This window comes from Mycobacterium sp. M23085 (genome assembly GCF_045343915.1).
Classification (GTDB): Bacteria; Actinomycetota; Actinomycetes; order Mycobacteriales; family Mycobacteriaceae; genus Mycobacterium.
The window spans coordinates 3,325,521-3,349,159 of the sequence record NZ_CP174280.1 but is presented as its reverse complement, the minus strand read 5'-3'; the positions used below and the strand labels follow the sequence as shown (position 1 = coordinate 3,349,159).

Here is a 23,639-nt window from a genome sequence, read left to right as displayed (position 1 = left end):
CAGGACTTTGTGCCGTCGGGTTTATTCGGCAGCGGCTGGTTACTCCCTTGAGCATGAGGACCGGTTTCCACCAGCAGCTGGAGATGCTTACCGGCCAGCTCGCGGACATGTGCGCGATGGCCGCCGAGGCGATCAGGCGGGCGAGCGAGGCGTTGCTGGAAGCCGACCTGATGACGGCCGAATGCGTCATTGCCGGCCACCGGAGCATCGTCGCTCTCGACGAGCAAGTCGAGGAAACCGCGTTCGCGCTGCTGGCGCTGCAGGCGCCGGTGGCCACCGATCTGCGCGCGGTCGTCAGCGCCCTCCGGATCGCCGCGGATGCGCGACGGATGGTCGAGCTGGCGGTGCATATCGCCGAGATCGCCCGCCGCCGTCACCCCTATCCGGCGGTTGCCGCCCAGGTGCGGCCGTACATCGCCGCCATGGGTGAGGCGGCCGGGGCACTCGCCCTCGATGCGCGGCAGGTGCTGGTGTCGCGAGACCCGCGCGGGGCCGCCCAAATTCGCCACGATGACGACGCGATGGACGAGCTGCACCACCAGCTGCTGGCGGTGTTGATGGATCCCGATTGGACGCAGGGGGTCGCCGCCGCCGTGGACGCCACCCTGTTGGGCCGCTTCTACGAACGCTTCGCCGACCACGCGGTCCAAATCGCGCGGCGGGTCATCTTCCAGGCCACCGGCCGCTGACGCTGCTCTCCAGCTCGACCACGAGATCCTCGAGGCCGCTTCGCGACCGATGTGGTTTGACCGGATCCGTCAAGCGCGACGCAACACCAGCAATTCGCCGGTCAGGGTCCCATCCCCAAGCAGACGCCCGATCGTCGAGCTTTGACGCTCGGCCACCTGCCACGCCTCTGTGTGTCCGTGTCGACCGCCAAGGACGCTTTCCACGGTGTCGAGACGCTCGTTCCACGTGTCGTCGATCGGCGGAAGGGCCGAGGTGCCAAGCCACTGCTCGACATGAAGTGCCGCCCGAGCAAACATCTCGCGCAATCCGCTCGGCGTTGGAAAGTGATTGCCTTCCAATGAATTCGACGGTACGTCGCGGCGTGCGACGAAAACCAGCAACCCGATGCGCCCACTCGGTCGCACGACGCGGTGAAGTTCCGTGAGCAGCGCGAGTTGATCCGGCGTCGTGCACAACACGCCCAACGACCAGGCGGCGTCGAAACTCGCGTCCCGCACCGGCAGGGCCGAACCCGTTGCGCACACCACCGGAAAGCCGAACAGCTTCCGCGCCGCGCGACAAGCGCCCGTTTCGGGCTCCACAAGCACGGGCCGCACCGCGCCGGACCGGGCGGCGTAAGCCGCGGGACCCCCGACACCGGCGCCGGAGTCCAGCAGCGTGGCATCCGGCGCCAGCTCCATCCGCTCGATGAGCCAGTCGAGCGCCGCCGGACTCCCGCTTCCCCGGCACCCGGCGGGCAGGTAATAGTCCGGCCCGAGTTCCACTGCGACCTGCGCGGTCCATCCCGCGACGGTGTCGAATTCGGCCTCCATCGCATCAGTCATGGGCGGTGCTCCTCCCGATCGCTGCACACTGCACCGTCGGCGGCGCAGTCACGACGCCGCCTCCGCCCGGACCCGACGACCGACCTCCGCCTTGATCTGCGCGCCGACGCGAGGACCCGATGCCGAGGCCAGCCCCGAGATGTTGACACCCTCGACACCCTCGATCGCCAGCAGCGCCCGAGCCTCACGCACCGCCGCCGCGATCCCGGCGGTCACCGGATCCGGCGCAGTCAAAACCTGTTGCTTCACAACGGGATCGAGCTCAAGGCCGGGCAGGCCTTCCAGCACGGCCGCCGAGGTGCTGTCGGTGAACACCGCTACCGCCGCGATCACCGGGATCGTCAAGCCGACCGATCGCGCTGTCTTCACGAAGCCGGCGACCATGTCCGGGGATGGCACGTGATTCAGGACGGCCAGGCTCGCCCCGGCTCGCTGCTTCTCGACCAACCGAGCCGGTCTACGGTGCACGGGCGGAGCGGTGGGCGTTTCGGGGACCGCTGCGGCCATGCCGACCGACGCGGCCAGCGATACCAGCCGTGGCCCGTCAAGATCGAAGGTCTGCGTGACGTCTGGACGCACGTCGTATCCGCGCCCGTCGCCCGTCACGCACAACACCGTGTCAACATCGATGCTGCGCAGCCCCCGCAACTCCTGCTCGAGGACCACACGGTTGCGGTCGCGGCACGACAACGTGATCCACGGCGTCACACCGGCGTCGAGTAGCAGCGACGCCATCAGGGTGGGCGGGAAGTCGGGCTTGTTCTGATGCTCGCCGACGAGGACGGCGTCACACCCGGGTGCCAGGACGTTCGCCGTGGCCGCGATGTCGCCGGGATCGAAGGGAGTGGCGCTGAAGTCGGTGAGCACCCGCGGCGCACGCGCGGGACGGGGCGCGGGCCGAGGGCCCGACCACGGCACCACGTCGTCGAACGCGCATGGACGCGCGATCATCTCGCACTGGCCGTCCGGCCGTACCCCGCCGCACGGTCCGAACTCCATCCGCTTCGGACAACCCGAAACCGCCGGCATGTGCACCCCCTTGAGCGTCAATACCCAAACGACCGCCGACACAAGCGCCGTATACCGCGCGAAGTCCGAATGCTGATCGCGATTAACAACCGCCTCCCGTGGCTAATACGAAAGGGGCGTGTGCTGGATGGACGGCGCAGCGGAGGGAATGGGACGAGTATGGAACCGATATCACCGACGGACGCGTTGTTCCTGATCGGCGAATCACGCGAACACCCGATGCACGTGGGCTCGCTGCAGCTGTTCGAACCTCCGGAGGACGCCGGTCCCCACTTCGTGCGGGAGTCGTATCAGGCGATGCTCGAGTGCACGGACGTGCAGCCGTCCTTCCGTAAGCATCCGGCCTTCCTCGGCGGCCTCACCAACGTCGCCTGGTCTTTCGACAAGGAGGTCGAGCTCGATTACCACCTTCGCCGGTCCGCGCTTCCCGAACCGGGTCGAGTCCGCGACCTGCTCGAGTTGGCGTCGCGGCTGCACGGCAGCTTGCTCGACCGGCACCGTCCGCTGTGGGAGGCGCACCTCGTCGAAGGCCTGCAGGACGGGCGGTACGCGGTCTACACGAAGTATCACCACTCCCTCATGGACGGCGTCTCGGCGCTCCGCCTGGTGCAACGGGCCTTCACGCCCGATCCCGACGACGACGAGGTGCGCGTTCCGTGGAGCCTGGGTCCACGCAAGCGCAGCGGCCGGCGAGACCAGCAGTCCCTCTTTGACCGGCTCGGCCGCACCGCGGGTTCGGCGTTCGCCTTGGCGCCGTCGACATTCAAGCTCGCGCGCGCGGCGCTGGTCGAACAGCAATTGACCCTGCCGTTCCGGGCACCTCGCTCCATGTTCAATGTGCGGATCGGCGGCGCCAGACGGGTTGCGGCCCAATCGTATTCGCTGGAGCGCATCAAGGCGGTCAAGGCGGCCACCGGGGTGACGGTCAACGACGTGGTGCTCGCCATGTCCGCCGGAGCCCTGCGCGCCTACCTCCTCGATCAGAACGCCCTGCCGGACGCACCACTGACCGCCATGGTCCCGGTGAATCTGCGCAAGGACGACGACGACAGCGGCGGGAACAATGTCGGGACGTTCTTGTGCAATCTCGCAACCGATCTCGACGACCCGGCGAAGCGCCTCGAGATAATCAGCGCGTCCATCCGTGAGACCAAAGAGGTGTTCTGGCAGCTGCCGCCGGTTCAGCAGTTGGCACTGTCCGCCTTCAACATCGGGGGGCTGTTCTTCGGTCTGCTCCCCGGATACCTGTCCGCGGCCTCCCCGCCGTTCAACATTGTCATCTCGAACGTATCGACCGGTAATTCCGATCAATTGTATTGGCGCGGGGCGCGATTGGATGGCAACTATCCGCTGTCGATTCCGCTTGACGGTCAGGCGGTCAACATCACCGTGACCAACAACGCGGGCAACCTCGACTTCGGTCTGGTCGGATGCCGCCGCAGCGTCCCGCACCTGCAGCGGATGCTCGGCCACCTCGAGGCGGCCCTGAAGGATTTGGAGCGCGTCGCCGGCATCTGAGGTGCGTGCTCAGGCCATCGGTCAGGCGGCGTCGGTGGCCTCGGCGCGCTCCTCTTCCAGTCGGTCCTTGCTGCGCAGCAACCGCAGCAGCGTCACGAACAGTAAGCCGCCCACCAGGTTGCCAACGACGGTGTAGCCGAACCAGCCCAGCCAATCGAGGTACCCGAACGGGGCTCTCCCGGTGACGAGCGCGCCAAAGATCAGCAGCGAGTCCAGGATTGAATGGAACAACCGCAACCCGGCCAGCAGGAATGCCGCCGCTATGGCTGCGGCTATCTTGCCTGGCACCGAGTCGGTGCCGTGTTGCATCCGCGTCATCAGCGTGATCACCATTCCGCCGAGCAGGGCCAGACAGAAACTCTGCGCCGACAGCGGCGCGGCGGCGAAGTGGGTCGCGGATTCGATTGTCTGCGAATGTAATTCGGGAAATCCGGTCATGATCATCCACATGATCACCCAGCCGCCGACGAGGTTGGCGAACATGGTGCCGCCCCATAGTTTGAGCAGCTGGGCAAGGCTGGCGCGCTTGGCCGCGACCGTCACGACCGGGATGATGAAGCCCTCGGTGAACAGCTCACTGCGGCCCAGCAGCAGGGCCAAAAACCCGATGGAGAATGCCAATCCGGCCAGCAGGGGGCGGTGGGTGGCGTCCAGAACGGCCAGGTACGCGAGCACGCCGAGGGCCACCTCGGTGCCCCCGAAAAATCCGGTGACCAGCACCCCGCGCCAGCTACGGTGCAGGCGCTGGGTCCCCTCGCTCAGCATCCTGCTGAAGGCGTCTTCGAGCTCGTCCTCTATGGGACTGTCGGTTTTGCCGAGCTGTCGTTGGATGGCCTGGTTCATGATGATTCCTCGCAGTAAACGACCGGAGAAAAGGGGTTATACCCATTTCTCGGCGGTGTCGCCGAGGCGCGAGGCGTTAGCTGTGCCACACGCACAGTGCCGGCCCGGCGGCGAGCCGGCCGGTCGCGTTTACGCCCGCGGGGCGGTCAAGCGCCTGAGTCCGCGGCGGGAGGCTTCACTGTTCTTGGTGACCGACAGGCGCCGCATCCGTCGCGTAATCCAGGTAGACGCTGGTGCCATTGGGACGGGCATGGATGGTGCAGTGGTCGGCGAGGCCGTGCATCAGCGTGATGCCGCGCGATGCGCGGGGGTCATTGGAATGCCTCGACGAGGGTTTCCGCCAACTTCCGCGGTCACTGACGCACACCCGGATGGACTCGGCGTCGGGGTCGTAGCTGGCCTGCAGTTTCATCGCGCCGGCCTGGCGATGCGAGCGATATGCGTGCTCAACACAATTCGCCAGGGCCTCATTGACGCCCAAGACAATGTCTTCGCGAATTTCTTCCGGCGCGTGCACCTCGTGCTGCAGCCACCGTTGCAGCGCACGACGCCACTCCGCCACCGTATCGGGGCGGGCTGGGCCGGCCAGCGTCAACCGCACCGGCGCTCCAGTCTCCGGCGGTAGTGGACTCATAGAAAACCGCATACCCAGATGCACTTGGAGCAATAACCTTCCGCGCATATCGCTTCGGCCACAGAAGAGTAGCCATCCAGAATCACCAGGTCATGGCGCCGGATGCGGGCGGCGTGCCGGCAAGACGGGCGTGACCAATTGGCCCGTTCGGAGGTAGCTGTCCAGATTGCGGATCGCCAGCAAGGCCATGGCCCGACGGGTCCGTGCGGTAGCGCTGCCAATGTGCGGAAAAAGCACCACGTTGTCCAGATCTAACAACTCGGCCGGTACCTGCGGCTCGTCGGCGAAGACGTCCAGCCCGGCTCCCGCCAGTTCTCCCGCGACCAGCAGTTCCACCAGCGCGTCCTGGTCGACCACGCTGCCGCGCGCGATGTTGATCAGGTAGCCCTCGGGACCCAAGGCTTGCAGGACAGCGCGGTCGACCAGTTGGCGCGCGTTGCGGTCGCCGGTGGTGGCGATGACCAGCACGTCGACCGACTCGGCCAGTTCCGCGGGCGACTCTGCATAGCGGAATGGCGAACCCTCGACGCGGTGGCGGTTGTGGTAGGCGATGGCGCAGTCGAACCCGAGCAGCCTGGTCGCGATCGCCGAACCGATCCGGCCCAGGCCCAGGATGCCGACCTGCAGGCCACTGACATCTCTGGCGTAGGGAAATTCGCCTTCGCGTGCCCATCGACCGGCCCGTACGTAGCGATCGGCGGCACCGAATCGGCGCAGTGTCATCAAAACCAGGCCCACTGCGGTGTCGGCGACTGTGTCCGACAACACGTCGGGGGTGTTGCTCACACCGATGCCGCGGCGCTTCGCAGCGCCCAAGTCGATCAGGTCCACCCCGTCACCGTTGTTGACGATGACCTCCAGGTTGGGCAGCGCCGCGATGGTAGCGGCGTCCACGCCAGGCGATCCCGACGTCACCAGCACCCGCACGTCGGCGCCATGCGCGGCCAGGAACTGGCTTCGCGCGGGACCGTCGGGCATGTGCCCGATCTCGTACCGCGCAGCCAACTCTTTTTCGAACATCGGCTCCATCGCGCCGACCCTCAACACCCCACTGAGCTTCTTCACCGTCACGACTCCATCATCGCCGAAGCCAATCGCCGCCTCGCTCATCCGGCAGGGGAATATCGCACCAACTGCCGTGGTTGATCAGCTCGGCGGTGTCGGCCATTCCCCCGGGTACCACACCAGAACCGTCGCTTCGAGCGACCACTTGCCGAGAGGTGAGAAGACGACACCGCCCCCCAAACCTGGCCCTGCGGGTTGTCGTGCTGCATCTCCAGTTGCGCGGGAAATAAACCCGACGCGACGTGGTTGCACAGCGAATGCGCATTGGAGTCGTCTTTCCACAAACCGAACTTGGCTCGGACCCCGCCGTGCTGCGCGCGTACGGTCAGCGCGTCGAAGAGCTGGGGTTCACCCACATCCTCGCCTACGACCACGTCGTCGGCGCCGATCCGAGGGTGCATCAAGGTTTTCAGGGCCCCTACGACATCGACTCGACGTTTCATGAGCCATTCGTCATGTTCGGCTACCTGGCGGCGGTTACCTCGCTGGAACTCGTGACCGGGGTCATCATCTTGCCGCAGCGCCAAACGGTGCTGGTGGCCAAGCAGGCCGCCGAAGTGGATCTGCTCACCGGGGGCCGTTTTCGCCTCGGGATCGGTTTGGGCTGGAACGCGGTCGAGTACGAGGCGCTCGGCGAATCGTTCACCAACCGCGGCAAACGCTCCGAGGAACAGGTCGAGGTCATGCGCAGGCTGTGGACGGATCGTTCGGTCACCTACCACGGTAAGTACCACACCGTGACGGGGGCCGGCCTGGCCCCGTTGCCCGCCCAGCGGCCGATACCGGTGTGGTTCGGCGCCGCTTCCGATCGTGCCTACGAACGTGCCGGTCGGCTGGGCGACGGCTGGTTTCCGATGGTGGAGCCCGGCCCCGGTCTGGACCACGCGCTCGAGCAGGTGAATCGGGCGGCCGAGTCGGCGGGTCGTGATCCGGCGAGCCTCGGAATGGAAGGCCGGGTCAGCTGGACCGAAGATCGTGACAAGCTCGCCGCCACCGTCGCCGCATGGAAAGCCGCCGGCGCCAGCCATCTGTCGGTGAACACCATGAAGGGCGGCTTTGCCACTGTTGACGAACACCTCGCCGCGTTGGAGCAGGTCGCCGCGGACCTGAAGTAACGCGCCGGGCGGTTACTTGGCCCCCGCCGCCGACAACTCTTCGACCAGGCTCAAGTGCGCGTTACGGTTACGGCGGTTGGCCTTCGATGACTTCCCTGCCACGCCAACGGATTCCATGGCGCTACTGGTGGCCAGGGCGTCAGATCCACTCGGTTCGACGGTACTGCGAACCTGTACCTGCCCGCCGGTCGCGCAGTGCCGTCGTTGCCAGTCGCTGATCGCCTGGTGTGCCGCATGGTCGAGATAGTTCGTAAGCAGGTGAATGGTGACCGACGTACGTTCGGGCACGGCCGCCAGGACTCCGGTCAGCCGTGGCAGAGCCAGAAATGTGCATGCGCCCTCGACAACGACGTGCCAGCCGTCGCCGACGGGCTCGGCCTCGATCCTGGCTCGCACCACCCGCCATCCGGTCACGGCGACGGCCAGCGCGAGTCCGATCATGACGCCGTGCAACAGGTTGAGGAAGACGACGCCTGCCACGGTCACCAGGTAGACGGCGAGATCGCCGTTGCGCAAGGCGGTTTCGATGTGTGCGGGCTTGAGCAGCTCGATGCCGATGACGATCAGAAGGCCGGCAAGCGCCGCCGTGGGGATCTTCTCCACGAGTCCCGCGAATGGTACGGCGAAAAGCAATATCCAGATGCCATGCATGATCGTCGATGCGCGCGTCTTTGCGCCGGCATTCACGTTGGCCGCGCTGCGCACGATGACGCCCGCGATGGGAAGCCCGCCGATCGCACCCGACGCGATGTTCGCCGCGCCCTGCCCGATCAGCTCGCGGTTGAAATCAGTTCGCGGGCCGTTGTGTATGCGGTCGATCGATACCGCCGTCAGCAAGCTCTGCACGCTGGTGATCAAGGTGACCGTGATGACGGCGATCGCGACGGCTCCCCAATTTCCATGCGGCAGGGACGGCAGCCGTAGCGCCTCGAGGACGGAGCCGTCCAACACGATCCGGGACACATTGAACGGGAAGACGACCGAAACAGCGGTGACCACGACGATGGCAACGAGTGGGCCGGGGACCTTCGCCAGCCGGGCCGGAACCCAGCGCCAGGCAACGAGAATCGCGATCACCAGTAGACCTAGAGCAAGCCCCGGCCGGTGCGCACCCAGAATCTGTGCTGGTAGGCCGGTGACATTGCTCCAAGCCGAGCTTTTCGAAGCGCCGCCCAGTAGCACGTGCACTTGCTGCAGAGCAATCGTTATCCCGATGCCGGCCAGCATCGCGTGCACCACGACCGGTGAGATCGCCAGTGCGGCTCGCGCAATCCGGCTGAATCCGAACAACACCTGCAGGATCCCCGCGATCACCGTAATGAAACATGTTATGCCCCAGCCGAATTGAGATACCAGGTCTGCGACAACAACGGTCAGTCCGGCCGCGGGGCCACTGACCTGTAACGGCGAGCCCCCGAACCATCCGCCGACGACTCCCCCGACAATCGCTGCAATAAGGCCGGCGAGAACCGGTGCGTCCGAAGCGATCGCGATCCCGAGCGACAACGGAAGCGCGACCAGGAAGACCACCAACGACGCCGGCACATCGAATTGCAGGACCTGACGCATCCGGTCGCTGCGTGACCGGTCGGCATCCTCCGCGCCCTGACGTCCCGACTCCTTCACGTGCGGCACTGGCCCTCCCTTGCAATGGTCGTCGGCGGTGGGCTTTCGAAACTCGCCCGATCACAGTGGGCCAAAGACGCTTAAAGCCGCGTAGCGCAAGCGATTACAACTACCACGAACGTCGTTGTTCGGCGGCACATGCCTGGCCTATGCGTTCGAAAGTAGGTGGGCACACACAGGGGGTCAACCGGACGGACCGGGCCCATATGGAATGCAAATTTTTGGGAACCGCGACCGATCGGCAGGGTCGCGACCGATCGGCAGGGTAAAGCGGTTACTCCAAGATGAAAACCGGGATCTGCCGCGCCGCCTTCGTCTTGTATTCCGCGTAGGGCGGAAAGGCCTCGACGGCCCGCTGCCACCACTCCTCGCGTTCGGCACCCTCGAGCTCGCGGGCCGTCAGCGCGACGACCTTGTCCCCATCTTGCAGCGTCACCGCGGGATTCGCCTTCAGGTTGAAGTACCAAACCGGATGTTCCGGGGCGCCGCCGTGCGACGCGACTATGACGTAGCGGCCATCCTTCTCGACCCGCATCAGCGGTACGTAGCGTTGTTTGCCGGATTTCGCCCCGGTGACGGTCAGCAGAACGACGGGCCGGTCGAAGACCTGGACTCCATCGGTTGTGCCTTGGTTCAAGATCTGTTCGGTCTGGTCGCGCACCCAGCCCCTGGGGCTCAATTCGATTTCGTCAGCCATACCCCAAGCGAACACCCGGGCACCGCTACTCCATTCCCCGGGTCTGGGCCCACGCCCACCGATGTCGCTTGGACCGGTGGGCACTGCGAGGAGGCGTACAGTTGACTCGTCGCTTAAATAAGCTAACTAATTGCGCACTTGTTCGAGGAGAGGAGACGGGCGTGGCCCGCACCGAGAACGACACGTGGGATTTGGCGTCCAGCGTCGGAGCCACCGCTACAGCAGTCGCCGCACAGCGGGCGATCGCCTCGCAAGGGCCAGACGCTCTGCTGCACGACCCGTGGGCCGATCCACTCGTCCGCGCGGTCGGCGTCGGCGCCTTGGTCAAGCTTCTCGACAACCAGCTCGACCGCAGCGACGATCCGCTGCTGAACCGCCAGGCCGTGCGGGAGCAGATCACGGTGCGCACCCGGTTCTTCGATGACTTCTTCGTGCAGGCGACCGAATCGGGAATCCAGCAAGCGGTCATTCTGGCGTCCGGTCTTGACACCAGGGCCTACCGGCTGCCTTGGCCGGCGGGCACCGTGGTGTACGAGATCGACCAGCCCGAGGTGATCGAATTCAAGACGCGGACGCTGGCGGATCTGGGCGCCACACCCACCGCCGAGCGCCGCACGGTGTCGGTCGATCTGCGCGACGACTGGCCGGCGGCCCTCGTGGCGGCCGGCTTCGACGCGCGGATGCCGACGGCGTGGAGCGCCGAGGGGCTACTGGTTTACCTGCCGCCCGAGGCGCAAGACCGTTTGTTCGACACCATTGCCACCGTTTCCGCGCCGGGCAGCCGGATCGCCACCGAACACATGGACTTGCGCAACGCCCCCTCGGACTGGGCGCAGAAGCTGACCGAGCGGTCTCAGCGCATTGGCTCCAACATCAATCTGGCCGAGTTGTTCTACATCGGCGAGCGCAACACTGCCGCCGAATACCTGGCCGCACGTGGTTGGCAGATCGATATTCAGACAACCGAGCAGGCTTTCGACGCACACGGCTTCGCGGTACCGAACGACGAATTGGCCTCGTTCGGCGACTCATCCGGCTACCTGACGGCGACGCTCAGGTAGGGGTGCCCGCCGACCGCACCCGCCGGCGCGCCCAGGATCTTCGACAACCGTTCACCGAGGTGACGGTCACTGCCTCATGTATCAGTTTCGTTGACATATATCAGCCGGATTGATATAAATGAGGTCATGACGCAACCGACTCAAGAGATGTTCGAATCCGCCTACCGGGGCGAGGCTCCCGAAATGGGCGAGGGCAACCGGCCGCCGTGGAGCATCGGCGAGCCGCAGCCAGAGATCGCGGCCCTCATCGAGGACGGCAAGTTCCACGGCGACGTGCTCGATGCCGGTTGCGGCGAGGCAGCAGTATCGCTGTACCTCGCCGAGCGCGGCTTCACCACGGTCGGCCTGGACCAGTCCCCCACCGCCATCAAGTTGGCAACCGAGAAAGCCGCCCGGCGAGGCCTGACCAGCGCCACCTTCGAAGTCGCGGACATCAGCGCCTTTACCGGGTACGACGGCCGCTTCGGAACCATCGTCGACAGCACCCTTTTCCACTCGATGCCCGTCGAGCTGCGCGAGGGCTATCAGCGGTCGATCGTGCGGGCCGCCGCGCCAGGGGCGTCGTACTTCGTGCTCGTTTTCGACCGCGCCGCGATGCCCGCCGACGGACCGGTCAACGCGGTCACCGAAGACGAGCTGCGCGAGGTGGTTTCCAAATACTGGGTGATCGACGAAATCCGGCCGGCCCGCATCCACGCCAACGTGCCCGAGCATTTCCTGGCGGGCTTTGCCGCCTTCGCCGGCGCCGATATCCGCGACGAGGACAACGGCCGCAAGTCGGTGGGCGCCTGGTTACTGTCCGCACACCTCGGCTGACGACGCGCCGAAGGGGCCGTGTTCAACCTGACCCCATCGACGTCGCTCGCGACGGATTCCCCGGCGTCGTGAGCAGCGCAATCCACACCACGGATTGGTCGGTGTTTCGACGCCCGCCATTCGGGAGACCCTGCGTGGAGGCAGTGCAGACTTTCAGAGGAGATCTCGGTGGATCAGCAAGTCAACTTCGACCCTCCCCCGGCGCCCGAGGACGCGCGCAAGGCGACCGAGGAACAGCGCAAGCTGCAGGACCAGCTCGAGCACCAGGACGACGATCCGGACGCCCCCGGGTTGCACCAGTCCCGGCACGACCTGCCCGACGAGAGCACGCGGTAATCCGCACGAAAGTCCCGTCGGGCTCCTCCCCGGCGCCTAGCTGGCTAGCGACAGGGGCTCGTGACTTCGTAAGAAGACCCACACTAAGGCCGCGACATCAACGGTCGTTTGGCGACCAGATTGGTCATTCGCTATTCGGTGGCCGCGGGATATCGTATTCCGTGGGGACAGAGCGGATGGATCTAGCGAAATTGCGAATGGCAGGTAGCGGCCTGGCGTTTGCCGGGCCGGCACTCGCCGCCGCATTCGCGCTCTCGGGTTATGCCGCCGCCGACCCCGGCCAGGTCCCGCCGCCATTGCCGGTGTACACGCCGGCACCCAGCGATTGGTCACCGAAGTTCGACATCTGGCCGTACAGCACATTCACGGCACGGGTAACGCCGGAGATGATCGGCGGAATGTCCGACTCCTGCCAATGGTTCAAGTCGCAATTCGATCCGCTGATGGGTCAGATCAACGACTTCAACCGCTATCTCGGCGACCAGCACGACGACTATTCGGTCGGGGGTGTGCAGGGCAACGCTCACGCTGTGGTCGCCAATATCGACCAGTCGACGGCCTTTCTGGCGCCACGTGTCAAGCCGCTGATCATCACCAATCAGCCAGACAACCTCGGGCCGTACTCGCCGGTATACGGCGGTGAACCGATGACCCACTTGGCATTTCAGTTGTCGCGGATCAGCGACAGCATCAAAAGAAAGGATCCGTCAGGAGTGACCCACGCGAACATCGTCTCGGCCACCGACTGGGCGAACGCGCTTCGTGACTCTGGCGCATGCAACTGACGAATTATCCCTTACCCTAGAAAACAGCCAAAGCCGTTGCGCGATCGGCTACCCGGACGACGCGGCGAGCGCCGCACTCACGGTATGGTCGGCGAGCTGGGACCAGGGCAGCGGCTCCCGCGGGGCGCGAGGCGGATCCACCAACCGGCGATGCCACCAGCCGACGTCCCACCACCTTCGGTGCTTGAAACCCACGTCGTGAAAGATGCCTACCGGCGTGAAACCCAGCGCTTCGTGCAACCCCACGCTGGCGGGATTGGGAAGCGCGATACCCGCATAGACGTTGACATAACCCTGCGCGACAAGCACATTGAACAATGCCGTGTAAATGCGACGGCCGTGCCCTTGGCGGTGTATCGATTCGTCCAGGTAAAGCGACACATCAACGCACCAGCGGTAGGCCTCCCGTGACCGGTGCGGGCTTGCGTAGGCGAACCCCTTGACGTGCTCGTCATCGGTGACCACCAGCCAGGGCAAGCGTTCAAGCGTCGTGATGATCCTCGACCGCATCTCTTCGGCATTCGGGGCCGTCGCCTCGAAGGAAATCGCCGTGTCGCGCACATAGGGCAGATAAATCTGCGCCACCGCAGCTGCGTCCTGCGGTGATGCCATTCGTACCCTCATGACCCCACAACGCTAGTCGGGCGGCGATTTCAGGAAAATGATTTCGCCAGAACTTCTTCGGCGAGCCCCCGGTGGGTGGTGCTCTGCGAGGCGGCGAGCCGCCAGCCCTCGTCCGTTCGCACGGCGACACTGGTGTTCACCCGCGCATTATGCCGGATCGCCTGCGGCCCAACCTTTTACCTGCTGATCGACGAGCGCACGAATCGCGTCCTCATCGGCTCGCTGGTCGCCATGTGTCATGATGCCTCCCGCAGTTGCAGCACTATAGCGGTCGGCTACGCGATGTCGGGACTGATCATCGTCGCGATCGCGCTGCGCGGCACCGGTACTTGCGTAGCCTCCATCGCCGGCTGCAACGCGTTCTGATCGAAGAAGAACACGACCGCGTCATTGGTGATCGCGAAACTCTGATAGTTCGCCGCCTGCAGACCGGTGGCCGGCGGAATCGACACGGTCGCACGGTATCGGTCGGCCAGGGTCTTTTGCACGATCGGCAAGATGGTCTGCAGCGGTTGAGTTCCCGGTTGGAACAATGCATCGAAGGTGATCGGCTGCTGATTGGCCAGGTTGTAATTGAAGGACTTGTACCAAACCAGTGGGTGAGCGGTGCCCAGGTTCTGATAGATCTCAGTGACGACCGACTGGGTACCCGTCGCCTGCGGACCGGAGCTGTATCGGGTGCCGGTAACCTTCAGCGCAGTCGGCGATTTCAACGTATTTTGCGATCCCCGGGCGTTGAGAAAATCATCATTGACCTTGGTCAAATAGCCGATCATCGTTTGCTCATCGGGATAGTTGGCCGGAAATACCATGCTGATGTCCGACAGGGGGCCTGAAGCATCGAAGTGACACATTTGATTCGCATCGATGCTCGCCGGATTGCACAATTGCGCGTCGGCGCCGGCTACCGCAGGGCCGGTGAATGCGGCCGCCGACATCAGAATCGCCGCCATCGCCGCTGCCCGTCCGATACGCCGCCCGCTGTCAGAGTTCACCACGCCCCCGTTGAGTAGTCCGCAGGGTGCATTCTCACAGATGCGTTGCGGCGGACCAGCGGATGGTGGACAAGCCCATTGGCAGCGCCGCGTCGTAGCAGGCGCTCATGATCTCATCGCGGTGCGTCCTGCAGCACGACCTGCGGCAGCGTGGTGGTCGGCATGGTCCCGCTCGTTGCTCGGCGCCGGCCTGATGCCCGGGTATTGATCCCGCACGCCAGGCCGCCCAGCACCAGGCCGATCGCAATGCCCCCGTCGGGACGTTGGCCCAGGATGATCCACGACAACACTCCGGCCACCGCGGGAATGACGGCGAAAAGCATCGCCACCGCCGTCGCGCCGTGGGTGTTGATGGCACGCACGTACAGGCTCACCGCCAGCGTGGCATTCAACAGCACCATGCCACTGACCGCGATCACCGCCTTGACTCCGTCGTGCACCGTGAACGGCGTGACGATCGCGAGTGCCAACGCGGGGATCAGTCCAACCGCATTCTGCATGGCACTCGTCACACGAAAGTCAACGCCGCTACAGAATCGTTGTTGATAGATGCCACCCGCCGAAAGGCCAAGCAGCGCAACGACGAGCAGCGCGATCACCGGATCGGCGCCCTGCGTGCTCATCAGTCTGTACGAGCAGGCGGCCAGCACCGCGACGACGCCGAGCACCAGCGCGACGACCCGCAGCGGACCGAGCGCTTCCCGCAGGAACAGCGCCGCCAGGATGGCGGTAGCCACCGGATTCATCGCAATCACCACCGCGCAAAGCACCGCCGGGGCCCCGAGCTCAACGGCCTCGTACAGGCAGCAGAACTGCACGCCCTGAATCAGCAGACCGGTCACCAGGACGTGGCCTAACTGCGCTCCCCGCGGCCAGCGGGCCTTGGCCAGCATCGACCAGATCACGAGAATCGTTGCGGCCAAACTGAACCGCAGCACCAGGGCCGCCATCGGCGTCATGGCCGTTACCGCCAGCGTGCCGATGGGGTATCCGAGCGCGTAGAAAAAGGTCACTGCCGTGGCGGTGGTCGCTGGCATGCGCGGCGAAGGCATGCCACCCATGGTCGCGTGATCGACTGACGCAGTCCAACGATTATTGATGATCGGGATCGATCGTGTGGCCTTATCGGATCTCCAGCCAGAGGCAATGATCCGGGCAATGAGGCCGGAGATTGATTAGCCGAGCTGATCGGAATAGAGTGCGGGGGTGGCCCAAGTGCTCGATATCGCGCCGCTGCGCAGCCTTGTTGCCGTCGCCGACTGCGGCGGCTTCCACCGTGCCGCCGCTGCTCTGCACCTGAGCCAGTCCGCGGTCAGCCAGCATCTGCGTCGAATCGAAGCTGTGGTCGGCGAACCGATCGTCCAACGCTCGGGACGCGGGGTGGTCTTCACCGAGGTCGGCCAGAAGGCGCTGCGGCATGCCCGCACGATATTGGCCGCACACGACGCTGCGCTCAACGACCTGGGCGCCACCGAACACAAGGTCGTGATCATCGGCGCCACCGAACACGGCGCCGACGTGATGCTGGCCGGCCTGTCCCGGGCGTTGCGCGAGCGACTCCCCGACCTGCGGGTGCGCTTTCGGCTCGACCGCAACGTGTCACTGGCCGACTCGATCGATCGCGGTTTGGTCGATCTGGCCATTATGTTGGACGGGGCGGGCCTGGACCGCGCCAACGCGTCGGGACTGGTGCGATTGCAATGGGTTTCAGCCCGCACGTTGACGATCTCACCGCGCGACCCGTTGCCGCTGGTAATTTTTTCCGAGCCGTGCACCCTCCGCGAACCGGCCTACGCAATCCTGGAAAACCACCACATCGAGTATGAGATCGCCGCCGAGTGCAGTGATCTGTCTGGCCTCTATGCGGCGGTGCGATCGGGGCTCGGCGTGGCATTGCTACCGATGATCGGCAAGTTCCCCGATGGGCTCAGCCCGGCCGAGGGACTGCCGTCTGCCAACAGCGCCTCGATACTGGTGCGCGGCCGCACTGGCATCGACCCCGACCTGCTTGGCACGGTCGACAATGCTGTACGTGACTTGTTAGCCGCCACAACCTGATTCGGCTAGCGAAATCACCGCTTTTTCGCGTCGCGCTTGGGATCCGGTGCCTGCACCGCGGGGAGAATCAGCGTATCGATCACTTGCCGGACGAATTTGGCGTCGACGCTCTGTCCGCTGATGACACGCAACAAACTCATTGCGGTTAGCAGGTCAGCAACCAATGACCAGTCGCTGGTGGGGGATATCTCGCCGCGGTCTGCGGCTTGAGCCAAGACGGCCGACAGCATGCGCCTGCCCTTGAACAGAATCAGATCATTCAACGCGGTGGCGAGTTCGGGGTCGTGCGCAGCCTCCAAAGCGACTCGCAGCACAAGATCATTGGTGATCAGGGAGTTGTCGTTGCGCTCGGCGCGCTCAACGACGGCGTCCAGGTCGGCGGCCAGACTGCCGGTATCGGGAGCGTCATCGGTGAGAAGATCGGGTCGCCAGTAGACGAGAGCGTCGGTCATCAAGGCGGCCTTGGATGACCACCGCCGGTAGATTGCCGCCTTGCCGACGCCGGCCCGCGCCGCGATGTCGTTCATGTTCGTCGCGTCATAACCGTGCTCGGCCAGCGCCTCCAGCGCGGCGTCAAGGATCGCGGGGTCGCGGGATCGATCCAGCCGCCCCTCGGTGCGCTGGCGAAGTTTTGATTCCGGTTCTGCCATGGGTCCTGGTCTGTCATCCAACGACATCGTTGACGACAGCTTGGCAGACTGGCGGCTGAGTTTCACGCCTTGGTCAGTTGTGGGATCGGCGCAGTGTGTGCGTCATCGGGTATGGGTGCACTCCGCTTGATGCGGAAGGTGTTGATCGGCCACCAGAACCAGTGTCCGAGTGCGGCGGCGATCGAGGGGGTCATGAACGACCGCACGATAAGGGTGTCGACCAGCAAACCCAACCCGATCGTGGTGCCGAGTTCTCCGATCACGCGCAGTTGACTGACGATCATTGAGGCCATCGTGAATGCGAACACCAACCCGGCCGCGGTGACGACCCGGCCCGAGGCCCCCATGCCGCGGATGATTCCGGTGTTGAGGCCGGCGGGGATTTCTTCTTTGAGGCGAGAGACCAGGAGCAGGTTGTAGTCCGATCCCACTGCGAGCAGGATCACGACCGACAGCGGCAGCACGATCCATTGGACGCCGAGTCCGATGAGGTCCTGCCACAGCAGCACCGACAGACCGCACGCGGTGCCCAGCGACGCGGCAACGGTGCCGACGATGACCAACGCGGCGACCACGCTGCGGGTAATGATCAACATGATCGCGAAAATCAAAATCAGGCAGGAGATCCCGGCAACCAGCAGGTCGATGATGACGCCTTCCTGCATGTCGCTGTACATCGACGCGGTTCCGGCCAGATACAGCTTCGAGCTCTCCAGCGGAGTTCCCTTGATGGCGTCAGCGACCGCGTCTTTGACGCCCGCTACGTGCTTGATGCCCTCGACCGAGGCGGGATCGCCCTGATGGGTGATGATGAACCGCACGGCGGTGCCGTCGGGCGAGACAAACATCTTCAGCCCGCGTTTGAAGTCGGGGTTCTTGAAGACTTCCGGCGGCAAGTAGAACGAGTCGTCGTTCTTGGCTTCGTCGAAGTATTGCCCCATCAGCGTCGATCCCTCAGCCCCCTCCTGCTGATGGGCCTGGATGCCGGCCATCGTGCTGTGCGTCGATAGCATGAAGTTGCGCATCGTCTTCATCGAGTCGATGGTCTTGGGGAAGTCTGCGAGCAGCTGCGGCATCAGGCGATCCAAATGGTCGAGATCCACTGTGAGCCCGGAGAGTTGATCAGAAAGCTCGTCGATCCCGTCGAGGGCATCGAAGAGAGACCGCAACGACCAGCAGACCGGGATATCGAAACAGTGCTTTTCCCAGTAGAAGTAGCTCCTGATGGGCCGGAAGAAATCATCGAAATCGGCGATGTGATCCCGCAATTCGTTGGTGGTGTCGACCATCTCGTGCGTTCTGCCGACCATGCTGTGCGTCGTCGCCGTAAGCTCTTTCATGACGCCGTACATATGCTCCATCACGGCAATCGTCTTGTCCAGCTCGTCTGCCTGCTCGAGCATATTAGCCATCGTGTCGTTCATGAACTTGGCCGTCTGCAATGTGCCGGAGTTCTGCATCGCGATCTGAAACGGAATCGAGCTGTGCTCAATCGGCGCACCGAGAGGCCTGGTGATCGTCTGAACCCGCTCGATACCGCGAAGATGGAACACGCTCTTGGCAATTCGGTCGATCACCAGCATATCCGCCGGGTCGCGTAGATCATGATCGGCTTCGACCATCAACAACTCCGGATTCATCCGCGCCTGCGAGAAGTGCCGTTCGGCCGCGGTCATCGCGGCGTTGGCGGGCATATCTTTGGGGGTGAATTTCTGGTCGTCATAGTTCGGCACATAGGTCAACAGGCTGATGAATCCGATGACCGCGATAGCGGCTGTGACGACGATGATCGGCTTGGGCCAGCGCACCACGGCGGTGCCCACTTTGCGCCAACCACGCACATCGACAGGGCGTTTCGGATCGAACAAACCGAAGCGAGAGCCGACGGCCAGTGTCGCCGGCGCCAGGGTCAGTGCCGCGAACACGATCACCAGTAGCGCGATGGCGCAAGGCAATCCCATCGTCTGGAAGTACGGCAATCGGCACGCCGTCAGGCACAGGCAGGCGCCCGCTATGGTCAGGCCCGAGCCCAGAATGACGTGTGACACGCCGTGATACGCCGTATAGAAGGCCTCCTCGCGGTCCTGTCCGATAGAGCGCGCCTCGTGGTAGCGGCCGAGCAGGAAGATGACGTAGTCGGTACCCGCGGCGATGCTGAGCATGGTGATCATGCTGACCGCATACGGTGTGAGACCGATAATGTTGAGATTACCCGCGGTGGCCGCAACGCCCTGGGCCGCAAAGAGTTCGATGCCGATCACCACCAGGCAGAGGAGGGTAGTGACGATCGACCGATAGACCACTAAGAGCATTACGAAGATGACACCGATCGAAACCAACGCCATCGTCGCCATGCTCTTGTGGCCGACGACGCTGGTATCGGCGTTGAGCACGGTGGTGCCGGCCACATAGGCCTTGACTCCCGGTGGCGCGGGTGTGTCGGTGACGATCTTGCGCACGGCTGCGACCGATTCGTGGCTTGGCGTTGTGCCTTGCGCACCATTGAGGAAGACCTGCACATAGGCCGCTTTGCCGTCCGGGCTTTGCGACCCGGCGGCGGTTAGCGGGTCGCCCCAGAAGTCTTGGACATTTTGCACATGGGCGCGATCGTCTTTCAACTTGCTGACGATGCGGTTGTAGAAGTCGTGCGCGCTGTCACCGAGTTTGTCCTGTCCTTCCAGGACCACCATCGCCGTCGAGTCGGTATGAAATTCGTTGAACTTGTCACCGATGTGCATCATCGATTTGAAGGCCGGGGCATCGCGCGGAGTCATGGGCACCGAGTGCTGGTCCGCAACGGCGTCAAGGGAGGGCGACAGCACGCCCAACGCGACCGCGATGAACAGCCAGGCCAACGTGATCGGTAGTGCGAGGACTCGGATCAGACGCGGAATGATCGGGAGCCTGGGCTGCAGATGCGGTGTGCTCATACGGATTTCACCAAGCAATAGATGAACGGTTGGTAGTCATTGGTATTGCGGTCGTCGCGAACCTGATCATCGACGATGACGCGGCACCGAAGCGCGTGTACCGCTGTGCTGGCCTGAGCGACGATATTGGCCGACATCGACGGCAGCGTGGTGACGATGGTGAACGACCACGGCAGCGGCGCAGCTTCGACGAGGTGCGGCTGTCCGTTTTCGTCGAGATAGTTGGCATTCACCGTGCCGCTTGGGGCACCGGTTATTTCATACGTGATGTGCTTCGGGTGAAACGGTTTGGTGTTGTCGCCGCCGCCCTCGCCGCTCGTGACGGCGCCTTGGCTGCCGAACGTGTCGCGGATACGCACAACGGCGTACGCACCGACGGCGACCACGACGACGAGAAGCAGGGGCATCCATGCTTTTCGCAGAATGCCGACCATTCGCTGCCTCCTTCTTCACACTTCGCAGCCGCTGGAAGCGCGCGGCGGGGCACAACTGCCGAACGCCACCCGCGAACCAGAACTTAGAGACGGAACTCGAGTTCCGTAGGCCGGTCGTGGAGAACTGTACAGCAAGCCTCCGCGGATTTCGCGCTGGAGCCGGCTAGCGAAATGCACGGCATTCCCACCGCGGCTTGACGGCGGGTTGGGCCGGTGGTAGCGCAGTTCGCACTGGCGATGCCGCGCCCTCGCCGAGCGGTGGCTTAAATCTCCTGCCGCCGACCGTTGTCCGTTTCAGGTCAACTGGTTTTGCGACTCCGCGACCGAGACCCGGACGATCGGCGCAAGCGGAGCGCGAGGAAGTACTCGTGCTGCCGGGCATGGTCGGCGGTGTAGCCGATCGCCTTGGTGACGCCATCGGTGTCGTATTCCAGCCAGCGTTCGGTGCGCTGGCGCTCGAATTCGGTCCACGACGTCACCGTGAACCTCTCGAGGAACGTATCCGGTTGTCCGACACTGTGATACAGCCGCCAGCTGTGGCCGCCCGTTCGCAGGCGTGACAGCCTGACCGCGCGCATCGCTTCGGTGAAGTCCTGGAGGTTGGCGGGCGGAACCTGGTAGCGAACGGTCACCAGCACCGGCCCGTCCTGCGGGCACGGTTCGAACACGAGCGTGGGCGACGGCCAGGCAGTGGAAACATCGACGCTCAGCGTCCCGGTGCAGGGCAACAACGGCAGGACGAGCACGCTGAGGGCGACAACGCCGAGCACCACCGCCGACCCGATTAGCGCGGTCTGCAGTCCCGCCCGCGTGGCGACGGCACCCCAGACGTAGGAGCCGATCGCCTGAGATCCCGTCGCGACAAGCAGATATACCGCCAGGCCGCGAGCGCGCACCCAGCGCGGCAACGAAAGTTGAGCCGCGGCGTTCAGCGTCGTCAAGGTGATCAGCCATGACATGCCGGACAGCACCAAGATTGGGGTGGCCGCAGCGAATGGTAGCCAGGCCACCGCCAGTGGCGCCAACCCGTACACGGCCGCGGAGCCGGCGAGCAGCACGTTGTCGGACACCCTCCGGTGCAACCGCGAGGCAAACGCCACCGAAAGTACGGCCCCCAGGCCGATCGCCGCCATCGCCACCCCGTAGCCGCCGGCACCCAGGTGCCATCGGTGTGCCGCGGCCACCGGCAACAGAGCCGGCACGGCCGACGCCGGGAAGAGGAAAAGAACTGCGCGCAAGAGGATCCTGCGGAAGATGGGACTGTGGTTGACAAAGAACAGTCCGGTCAGGATGGCGTGGCCGAAATGCTCTCGCTCCAGCGGAGCGAATTGCTTTGGCCGTTTCCACGCCACCAGGGCGACAATGATTCCCGCGAACGATATGGCGTTGATCGCGAAGGCCGCCGCGGGACCGGACAAGGCCACCACAATGCCGCCGATAGCCGGTCCAATCGCTCGGGCCGCATTGCCCGCGACGCTGCCCAGGGTCGAGGCTGCTGGTATCTGCTCGCGCGGGACGACCTCCGGCTGGATCGCCTGCCAGGCCGGCCCGGCAAGGGCGGACGCGCAACCGATGGCTACGGTGAACAACAGCAGCGACGTCGGGGTCATCCGGCCGAGGTAGGTCAAGATCGCTAACGCTGAGGCCACCAGCACCGCATACGACTGCAGAACGAACAGCAACCGCCGGCGATCGAACAGGTCGGCCAGTACGCCGGCGAACAAACCCAGCAGCAGCGTCGGCCCGAGACTCGCGGTCTGGACCAATGCCACGACGACATCGCTGCTGTGCTTTTCCACCAGGAACCATTGCGCGGCAACACTTTGCATCCAGGTGCCGATATTGGAGGCCAGCTGTGCGATGAACAAGCCGCGGTATACGCGGTTGCGAAGCGGTGCCCAGGCCGATGGTTGCCAGGCGTCGGCACGCTCTCGATACCGGATCACCATCGGATCGGTTGCGGGCATCCACCGTGCTCGAGGTGCACGGGACGGCCAAGCTGATCGACGGCGTCGTACGCGCTGGGGTTGAGCCATACCAACCGCGGGCCGAGGCTGATCGCTCGCATAAGAGAACGCCTTTCGCGCGGGGCCGGGATATGAAGCTTAATCCGGGCCCCACGCACCCGCCACGCGAAAGCAGGACGGGGAGAACCTGGTCAGCGGTCTCGTTGCCGGAGCAGCTCGAACCAGTTATGTGGAACCCGGCCGCGTGGCCCGGGAACCGACTGGTCCTCCGGACGGCTCTGCGGAGGTGCGAGCAGGGGGCCTTAGTAGTAGTCGTTGGCCTCGTAGTTCCAGAACCAATCCTCGCCCGGCTCGAACGACCGGATAATCGGATGCCCGGTCTGCTGCCAGTGCCTGGTCGCATGACGAGAGAGCGAGTCATCGCAGCAACCGATGTGTCCGCATGCCGCGCAGCGCCGCAGATGCACCCACCATCCGCCGACCTCATCGCATTCGACGCACCCCATACCGCTCGGCGGCACCGACGGGTCGACAGGAGCAGTCATCAGCACCATCTTCCTCGCCCATGGTGTCCCGCCAGAGCATCTGGTCGGGATGCTACCTCCATGCCCGTCCGGTCGGCGACAGGGTGAATTCGTGATGACTACTCGCTGGAAATTTGCTGCGATACTTTCTCGCGTGAGTCTGAACAAACTCGGCCGCTACCCGATACGAGCCGCACCCGCGGTGCGGCTTGACGGAACGGAGCACGCCGGGCACGCCGTCGCCAAGCAGGACGAAAAAGGTCAGGTCACCGTCACCGTGTGGCTCGCCGCGCCGAATTCGTGAATTCCACATTCTCCGTCCCGGCGACCAGCCATGACGGCAACCAGCGAAAGCTGGATCAAGACAACGCGTTTGAACCCGCGACATACGGAGGTTGAGACACTGTTTTCCCGTTCG

At 64.5% G+C, this 23,639-nt stretch carries 23 protein-coding genes and 1 pseudogene; 9 read left to right on the top strand and 15 right to left on the bottom strand.

Features of this window, described 5'->3' with window-relative positions; genetic code table 11:
• Positions 1–53: 53 nt before the first annotated feature.
• Positions 54–689: a phosphate signaling complex protein PhoU gene (phoU, locus tag ACIUM1_RS15490; protein WP_406813545.1), complete on the top strand. Its 636-nt coding sequence runs from the start codon at positions 54–56 to the stop codon at positions 687–689.
• 69 nt (positions 690–758) lie between these two features.
• Here the strand turns inward: phoU and ACIUM1_RS15485 are convergent, their stop codons facing one another.
• A complete protein-coding gene (locus tag ACIUM1_RS15485; protein ID WP_406813544.1) occupies positions 759–1,514 on the bottom strand; it encodes a class I SAM-dependent methyltransferase in 756 nt (251 codons plus the stop codon).
• Positions 1,515–1,562: 48 nt separating this feature from the next.
• Positions 1,563–2,543 carry a methylenetetrahydrofolate reductase C-terminal domain-containing protein gene (locus ACIUM1_RS15480; RefSeq protein ID WP_406817693.1) on the bottom strand — a complete coding sequence of 327 codons (981 nt, stop codon included), beginning with the start codon at positions 2,541–2,543 and terminating at the stop codon, positions 1,563–1,565.
• A gap of 159 nt (positions 2,544–2,702) precedes the next feature.
• On the opposite strand from ACIUM1_RS15480, the gene ACIUM1_RS15475 reads away from it, so the two are divergent.
• Positions 2,703–4,061: a WS/DGAT/MGAT family O-acyltransferase gene (locus ACIUM1_RS15475; protein WP_406813543.1), complete on the top strand. Its 1,359-nt coding sequence runs from the start codon at positions 2,703–2,705 to the stop codon at positions 4,059–4,061.
• 21 nt (positions 4,062–4,082) lie between these two features.
• Here ACIUM1_RS15475 and ACIUM1_RS15470 read toward each other — a convergent pair whose 3' ends face one another.
• The 3 genes from ACIUM1_RS15470 to ACIUM1_RS15460 form a co-directional block, all read right to left on the bottom strand.
• A complete protein-coding gene (locus ACIUM1_RS15470) occupies positions 4,083–4,904 on the bottom strand; it encodes a formate/nitrite transporter family protein (protein WP_406813541.1) in 822 nt (273 codons plus the stop codon).
• Between the two features lie 175 nt (positions 4,905–5,079).
• Positions 5,080–5,505, bottom strand: a complete 426-nt coding sequence (locus ACIUM1_RS15465; RefSeq protein WP_406817692.1) for an ATP-binding protein — start codon at positions 5,503–5,505, stop codon at positions 5,080–5,082.
• A 123-nt stretch (positions 5,506–5,628) separates the two neighbouring features.
• On the bottom strand, positions 5,629–6,609 hold the full coding sequence (locus ACIUM1_RS15460; RefSeq protein ID WP_406813540.1) for a 2-hydroxyacid dehydrogenase: 981 nt from the start codon (positions 6,607–6,609) through the stop codon (positions 5,629–5,631).
• 251 nt (positions 6,610–6,860) lie between these two features.
• Between ACIUM1_RS15460 and ACIUM1_RS15455 the strand changes: the two genes are divergently transcribed.
• Positions 6,861–7,718, top strand: a complete 858-nt coding sequence (locus ACIUM1_RS15455; protein ID WP_406813539.1) for an LLM class F420-dependent oxidoreductase — start codon at positions 6,861–6,863, stop codon at positions 7,716–7,718.
• Positions 7,719–7,730: 12 nt separating this feature from the next.
• Here ACIUM1_RS15455 and ACIUM1_RS15450 read toward each other — a convergent pair whose 3' ends face one another.
• Positions 7,731–9,287: a SulP family inorganic anion transporter gene (locus ACIUM1_RS15450; RefSeq protein WP_406817691.1), complete on the bottom strand. Its 1,557-nt coding sequence runs from the start codon at positions 9,285–9,287 to the stop codon at positions 7,731–7,733.
• A 331-nt stretch (positions 9,288–9,618) separates the two neighbouring features.
• Positions 9,619–10,041, bottom strand: coding sequence for a nitroreductase family deazaflavin-dependent oxidoreductase (locus tag ACIUM1_RS15445; RefSeq protein ID WP_406813538.1), 423 nt, complete (start codon positions 10,039–10,041; stop codon positions 9,619–9,621).
• Between the two features lie 161 nt (positions 10,042–10,202).
• Here ACIUM1_RS15445 and ACIUM1_RS15440 point away from each other — a divergent pair, with 161 nt between their 5' ends.
• From ACIUM1_RS15440 to ACIUM1_RS15425, 4 genes are all read left to right on the top strand, one after another.
• The gene (locus ACIUM1_RS15440; RefSeq protein ID WP_406813537.1) at positions 10,203–11,102 is read left to right on the top strand and encodes a class I SAM-dependent methyltransferase; all 900 of its coding nucleotides are present in this window, start codon (positions 10,203–10,205) and stop codon (positions 11,100–11,102) included.
• 126 nt (positions 11,103–11,228) lie between these two features.
• Complete coding sequence (locus tag ACIUM1_RS15435; protein WP_406813536.1) at positions 11,229–11,918, top strand: class I SAM-dependent methyltransferase; 690 nt, start codon at positions 11,229–11,231, stop codon at positions 11,916–11,918.
• Between the two features lie 168 nt (positions 11,919–12,086).
• A complete protein-coding gene (locus tag ACIUM1_RS15430; RefSeq protein WP_406813534.1) occupies positions 12,087–12,254 on the top strand; it encodes a hypothetical protein in 168 nt (55 codons plus the stop codon).
• A gap of 176 nt (positions 12,255–12,430) precedes the next feature.
• Positions 12,431–13,039, top strand: a complete 609-nt coding sequence (locus ACIUM1_RS15425) for a hypothetical protein (protein WP_406813533.1) — start codon at positions 12,431–12,433, stop codon at positions 13,037–13,039.
• 48 nt (positions 13,040–13,087) lie between these two features.
• Here the strand turns inward: ACIUM1_RS15425 and ACIUM1_RS15420 are convergent, their stop codons facing one another.
• The 3 genes from ACIUM1_RS15420 to ACIUM1_RS15410 all read right to left on the bottom strand — a co-directional run bounded on the left by ACIUM1_RS15420 (position 13,088) and on the right by ACIUM1_RS15410 (position 15,719).
• Positions 13,088–13,651 (bottom strand): arsinothricin resistance N-acetyltransferase ArsN1 family B, encoded by a 564-nt coding sequence (locus ACIUM1_RS15420; protein WP_406813532.1) that lies wholly within the window; start codon positions 13,649–13,651, stop codon positions 13,088–13,090.
• A gap of 287 nt (positions 13,652–13,938) precedes the next feature.
• On the bottom strand, positions 13,939–14,658 hold the full coding sequence (locus ACIUM1_RS15415) for an esterase (protein WP_406813531.1): 720 nt from the start codon (positions 14,656–14,658) through the stop codon (positions 13,939–13,941).
• 113 nt (positions 14,659–14,771) lie between these two features.
• A complete protein-coding gene (locus ACIUM1_RS15410; protein WP_406813530.1) occupies positions 14,772–15,719 on the bottom strand; it encodes a DMT family transporter in 948 nt (315 codons plus the stop codon).
• A gap of 145 nt (positions 15,720–15,864) precedes the next feature.
• On the opposite strand from ACIUM1_RS15410, the gene ACIUM1_RS15405 reads away from it, so the two are divergent.
• Positions 15,865–16,716, top strand: coding sequence for a LysR family transcriptional regulator (locus ACIUM1_RS15405; protein WP_406813529.1), 852 nt, complete (start codon positions 15,865–15,867; stop codon positions 16,714–16,716).
• 14 nt (positions 16,717–16,730) lie between these two features.
• Here the strand turns inward: ACIUM1_RS15405 and ACIUM1_RS15400 are convergent, their stop codons facing one another.
• The 5 genes and pseudogenes from ACIUM1_RS15400 to ACIUM1_RS15380 form a co-directional block, all read right to left on the bottom strand.
• Positions 16,731–17,366, bottom strand: a complete 636-nt coding sequence (locus tag ACIUM1_RS15400; protein WP_406817690.1) for a TetR/AcrR family transcriptional regulator — start codon at positions 17,364–17,366, stop codon at positions 16,731–16,733.
• Between the two features lie 62 nt (positions 17,367–17,428).
• Complete coding sequence (locus ACIUM1_RS15395) at positions 17,429–20,296, bottom strand: RND family transporter (protein ID WP_406813528.1); 2,868 nt, start codon at positions 20,294–20,296, stop codon at positions 17,429–17,431.
• Positions 20,293–20,730, bottom strand: a complete 438-nt coding sequence (locus ACIUM1_RS15390; protein ID WP_406813527.1) for an MmpS family transport accessory protein — start codon at positions 20,728–20,730, stop codon at positions 20,293–20,295. Before ACIUM1_RS15390 ends, ACIUM1_RS15395 begins: the two co-directional genes overlap by 4 nt.
• 299 nt (positions 20,731–21,029) lie before the next feature.
• Positions 21,030–22,697 (bottom strand): MFS transporter, encoded by a 1,668-nt coding sequence (locus ACIUM1_RS15385; protein WP_406813526.1) that lies wholly within the window; start codon positions 22,695–22,697, stop codon positions 21,030–21,032.
• A gap of 191 nt (positions 22,698–22,888) precedes the next feature.
• Positions 22,889–23,242 (bottom strand): annotated as a pseudogene (locus tag ACIUM1_RS15380) (UBP-type zinc finger domain-containing protein).
• Positions 23,243–23,375: 133 nt separating this feature from the next.
• On the opposite strand from ACIUM1_RS15380, the gene ACIUM1_RS15375 reads away from it, so the two are divergent.
• Entirely contained in the window at positions 23,376–23,525 is a 150-nt protein-coding gene (locus ACIUM1_RS15375; RefSeq protein WP_406813525.1) for a hypothetical protein, read from the top strand.
• The last annotated feature ends 114 nt before the right edge of the window (positions 23,526–23,639 follow it).

Bases quoted from the DNA above. Each gene is read 5' to 3' on its own strand.
- ACIUM1_RS15385 (WP_406813526.1), bottom strand. From the start codon at position 22,697: ATGCCCGCAACCGATCCGATGGTGATCCGGTATCGAGAGCGTGCCGAC.
- ACIUM1_RS15410 (WP_406813530.1), bottom strand. From the start codon at position 15,719: ATGGGTGGCATGCCTTCGCCGCGCATGCCAGCGACCACCGCCACGGCA.
- phoU (WP_406813545.1), top strand. From the start codon at position 54: ATGAGGACCGGTTTCCACCAGCAGCTGGAGATGCTTACCGGCCAGCTC.
- ACIUM1_RS15475 (WP_406813543.1), top strand. From the start codon at position 2,703: ATGGAACCGATATCACCGACGGACGCGTTGTTCCTGATCGGCGAATCA.
- ACIUM1_RS15485 (WP_406813544.1), bottom strand. From the start codon at position 1,514: ATGACTGATGCGATGGAGGCCGAATTCGACACCGTCGCGGGATGGACC.
- ACIUM1_RS15400 (WP_406817690.1), bottom strand. From the start codon at position 17,366: ATGGCAGAACCGGAATCAAAACTTCGCCAGCGCACCGAGGGGCGGCTG.
- ACIUM1_RS15445 (WP_406813538.1), bottom strand. From the start codon at position 10,041: ATGGCTGACGAAATCGAATTGAGCCCCAGGGGCTGGGTGCGCGACCAG.
- ACIUM1_RS15395 (WP_406813528.1), bottom strand. From the start codon at position 20,296: ATGAGCACACCGCATCTGCAGCCCAGGCTCCCGATCATTCCGCGTCTG.
- ACIUM1_RS15425 (WP_406813533.1), top strand. From the start codon at position 12,431: ATGGATCTAGCGAAATTGCGAATGGCAGGTAGCGGCCTGGCGTTTGCC.
- ACIUM1_RS15450 (WP_406817691.1), bottom strand. From the start codon at position 9,287: ATGCGTCAGGTCCTGCAATTCGATGTGCCGGCGTCGTTGGTGGTCTTC.
- ACIUM1_RS15435 (WP_406813536.1), top strand. From the start codon at position 11,229: ATGACGCAACCGACTCAAGAGATGTTCGAATCCGCCTACCGGGGCGAG.
- ACIUM1_RS15455 (WP_406813539.1), top strand. From the start codon at position 6,861: ATGCGCATTGGAGTCGTCTTTCCACAAACCGAACTTGGCTCGGACCCC.
- ACIUM1_RS15390 (WP_406813527.1), bottom strand. From the start codon at position 20,730: ATGGTCGGCATTCTGCGAAAAGCATGGATGCCCCTGCTTCTCGTCGTC.
- ACIUM1_RS15470 (WP_406813541.1), bottom strand. From the start codon at position 4,904: ATGAACCAGGCCATCCAACGACAGCTCGGCAAAACCGACAGTCCCATA.
- ACIUM1_RS15480 (WP_406817693.1), bottom strand. From the start codon at position 2,543: ATGCCGGCGGTTTCGGGTTGTCCGAAGCGGATGGAGTTCGGACCGTGC.
- ACIUM1_RS15420 (WP_406813532.1), bottom strand. From the start codon at position 13,651: ATGGCATCACCGCAGGACGCAGCTGCGGTGGCGCAGATTTATCTGCCC.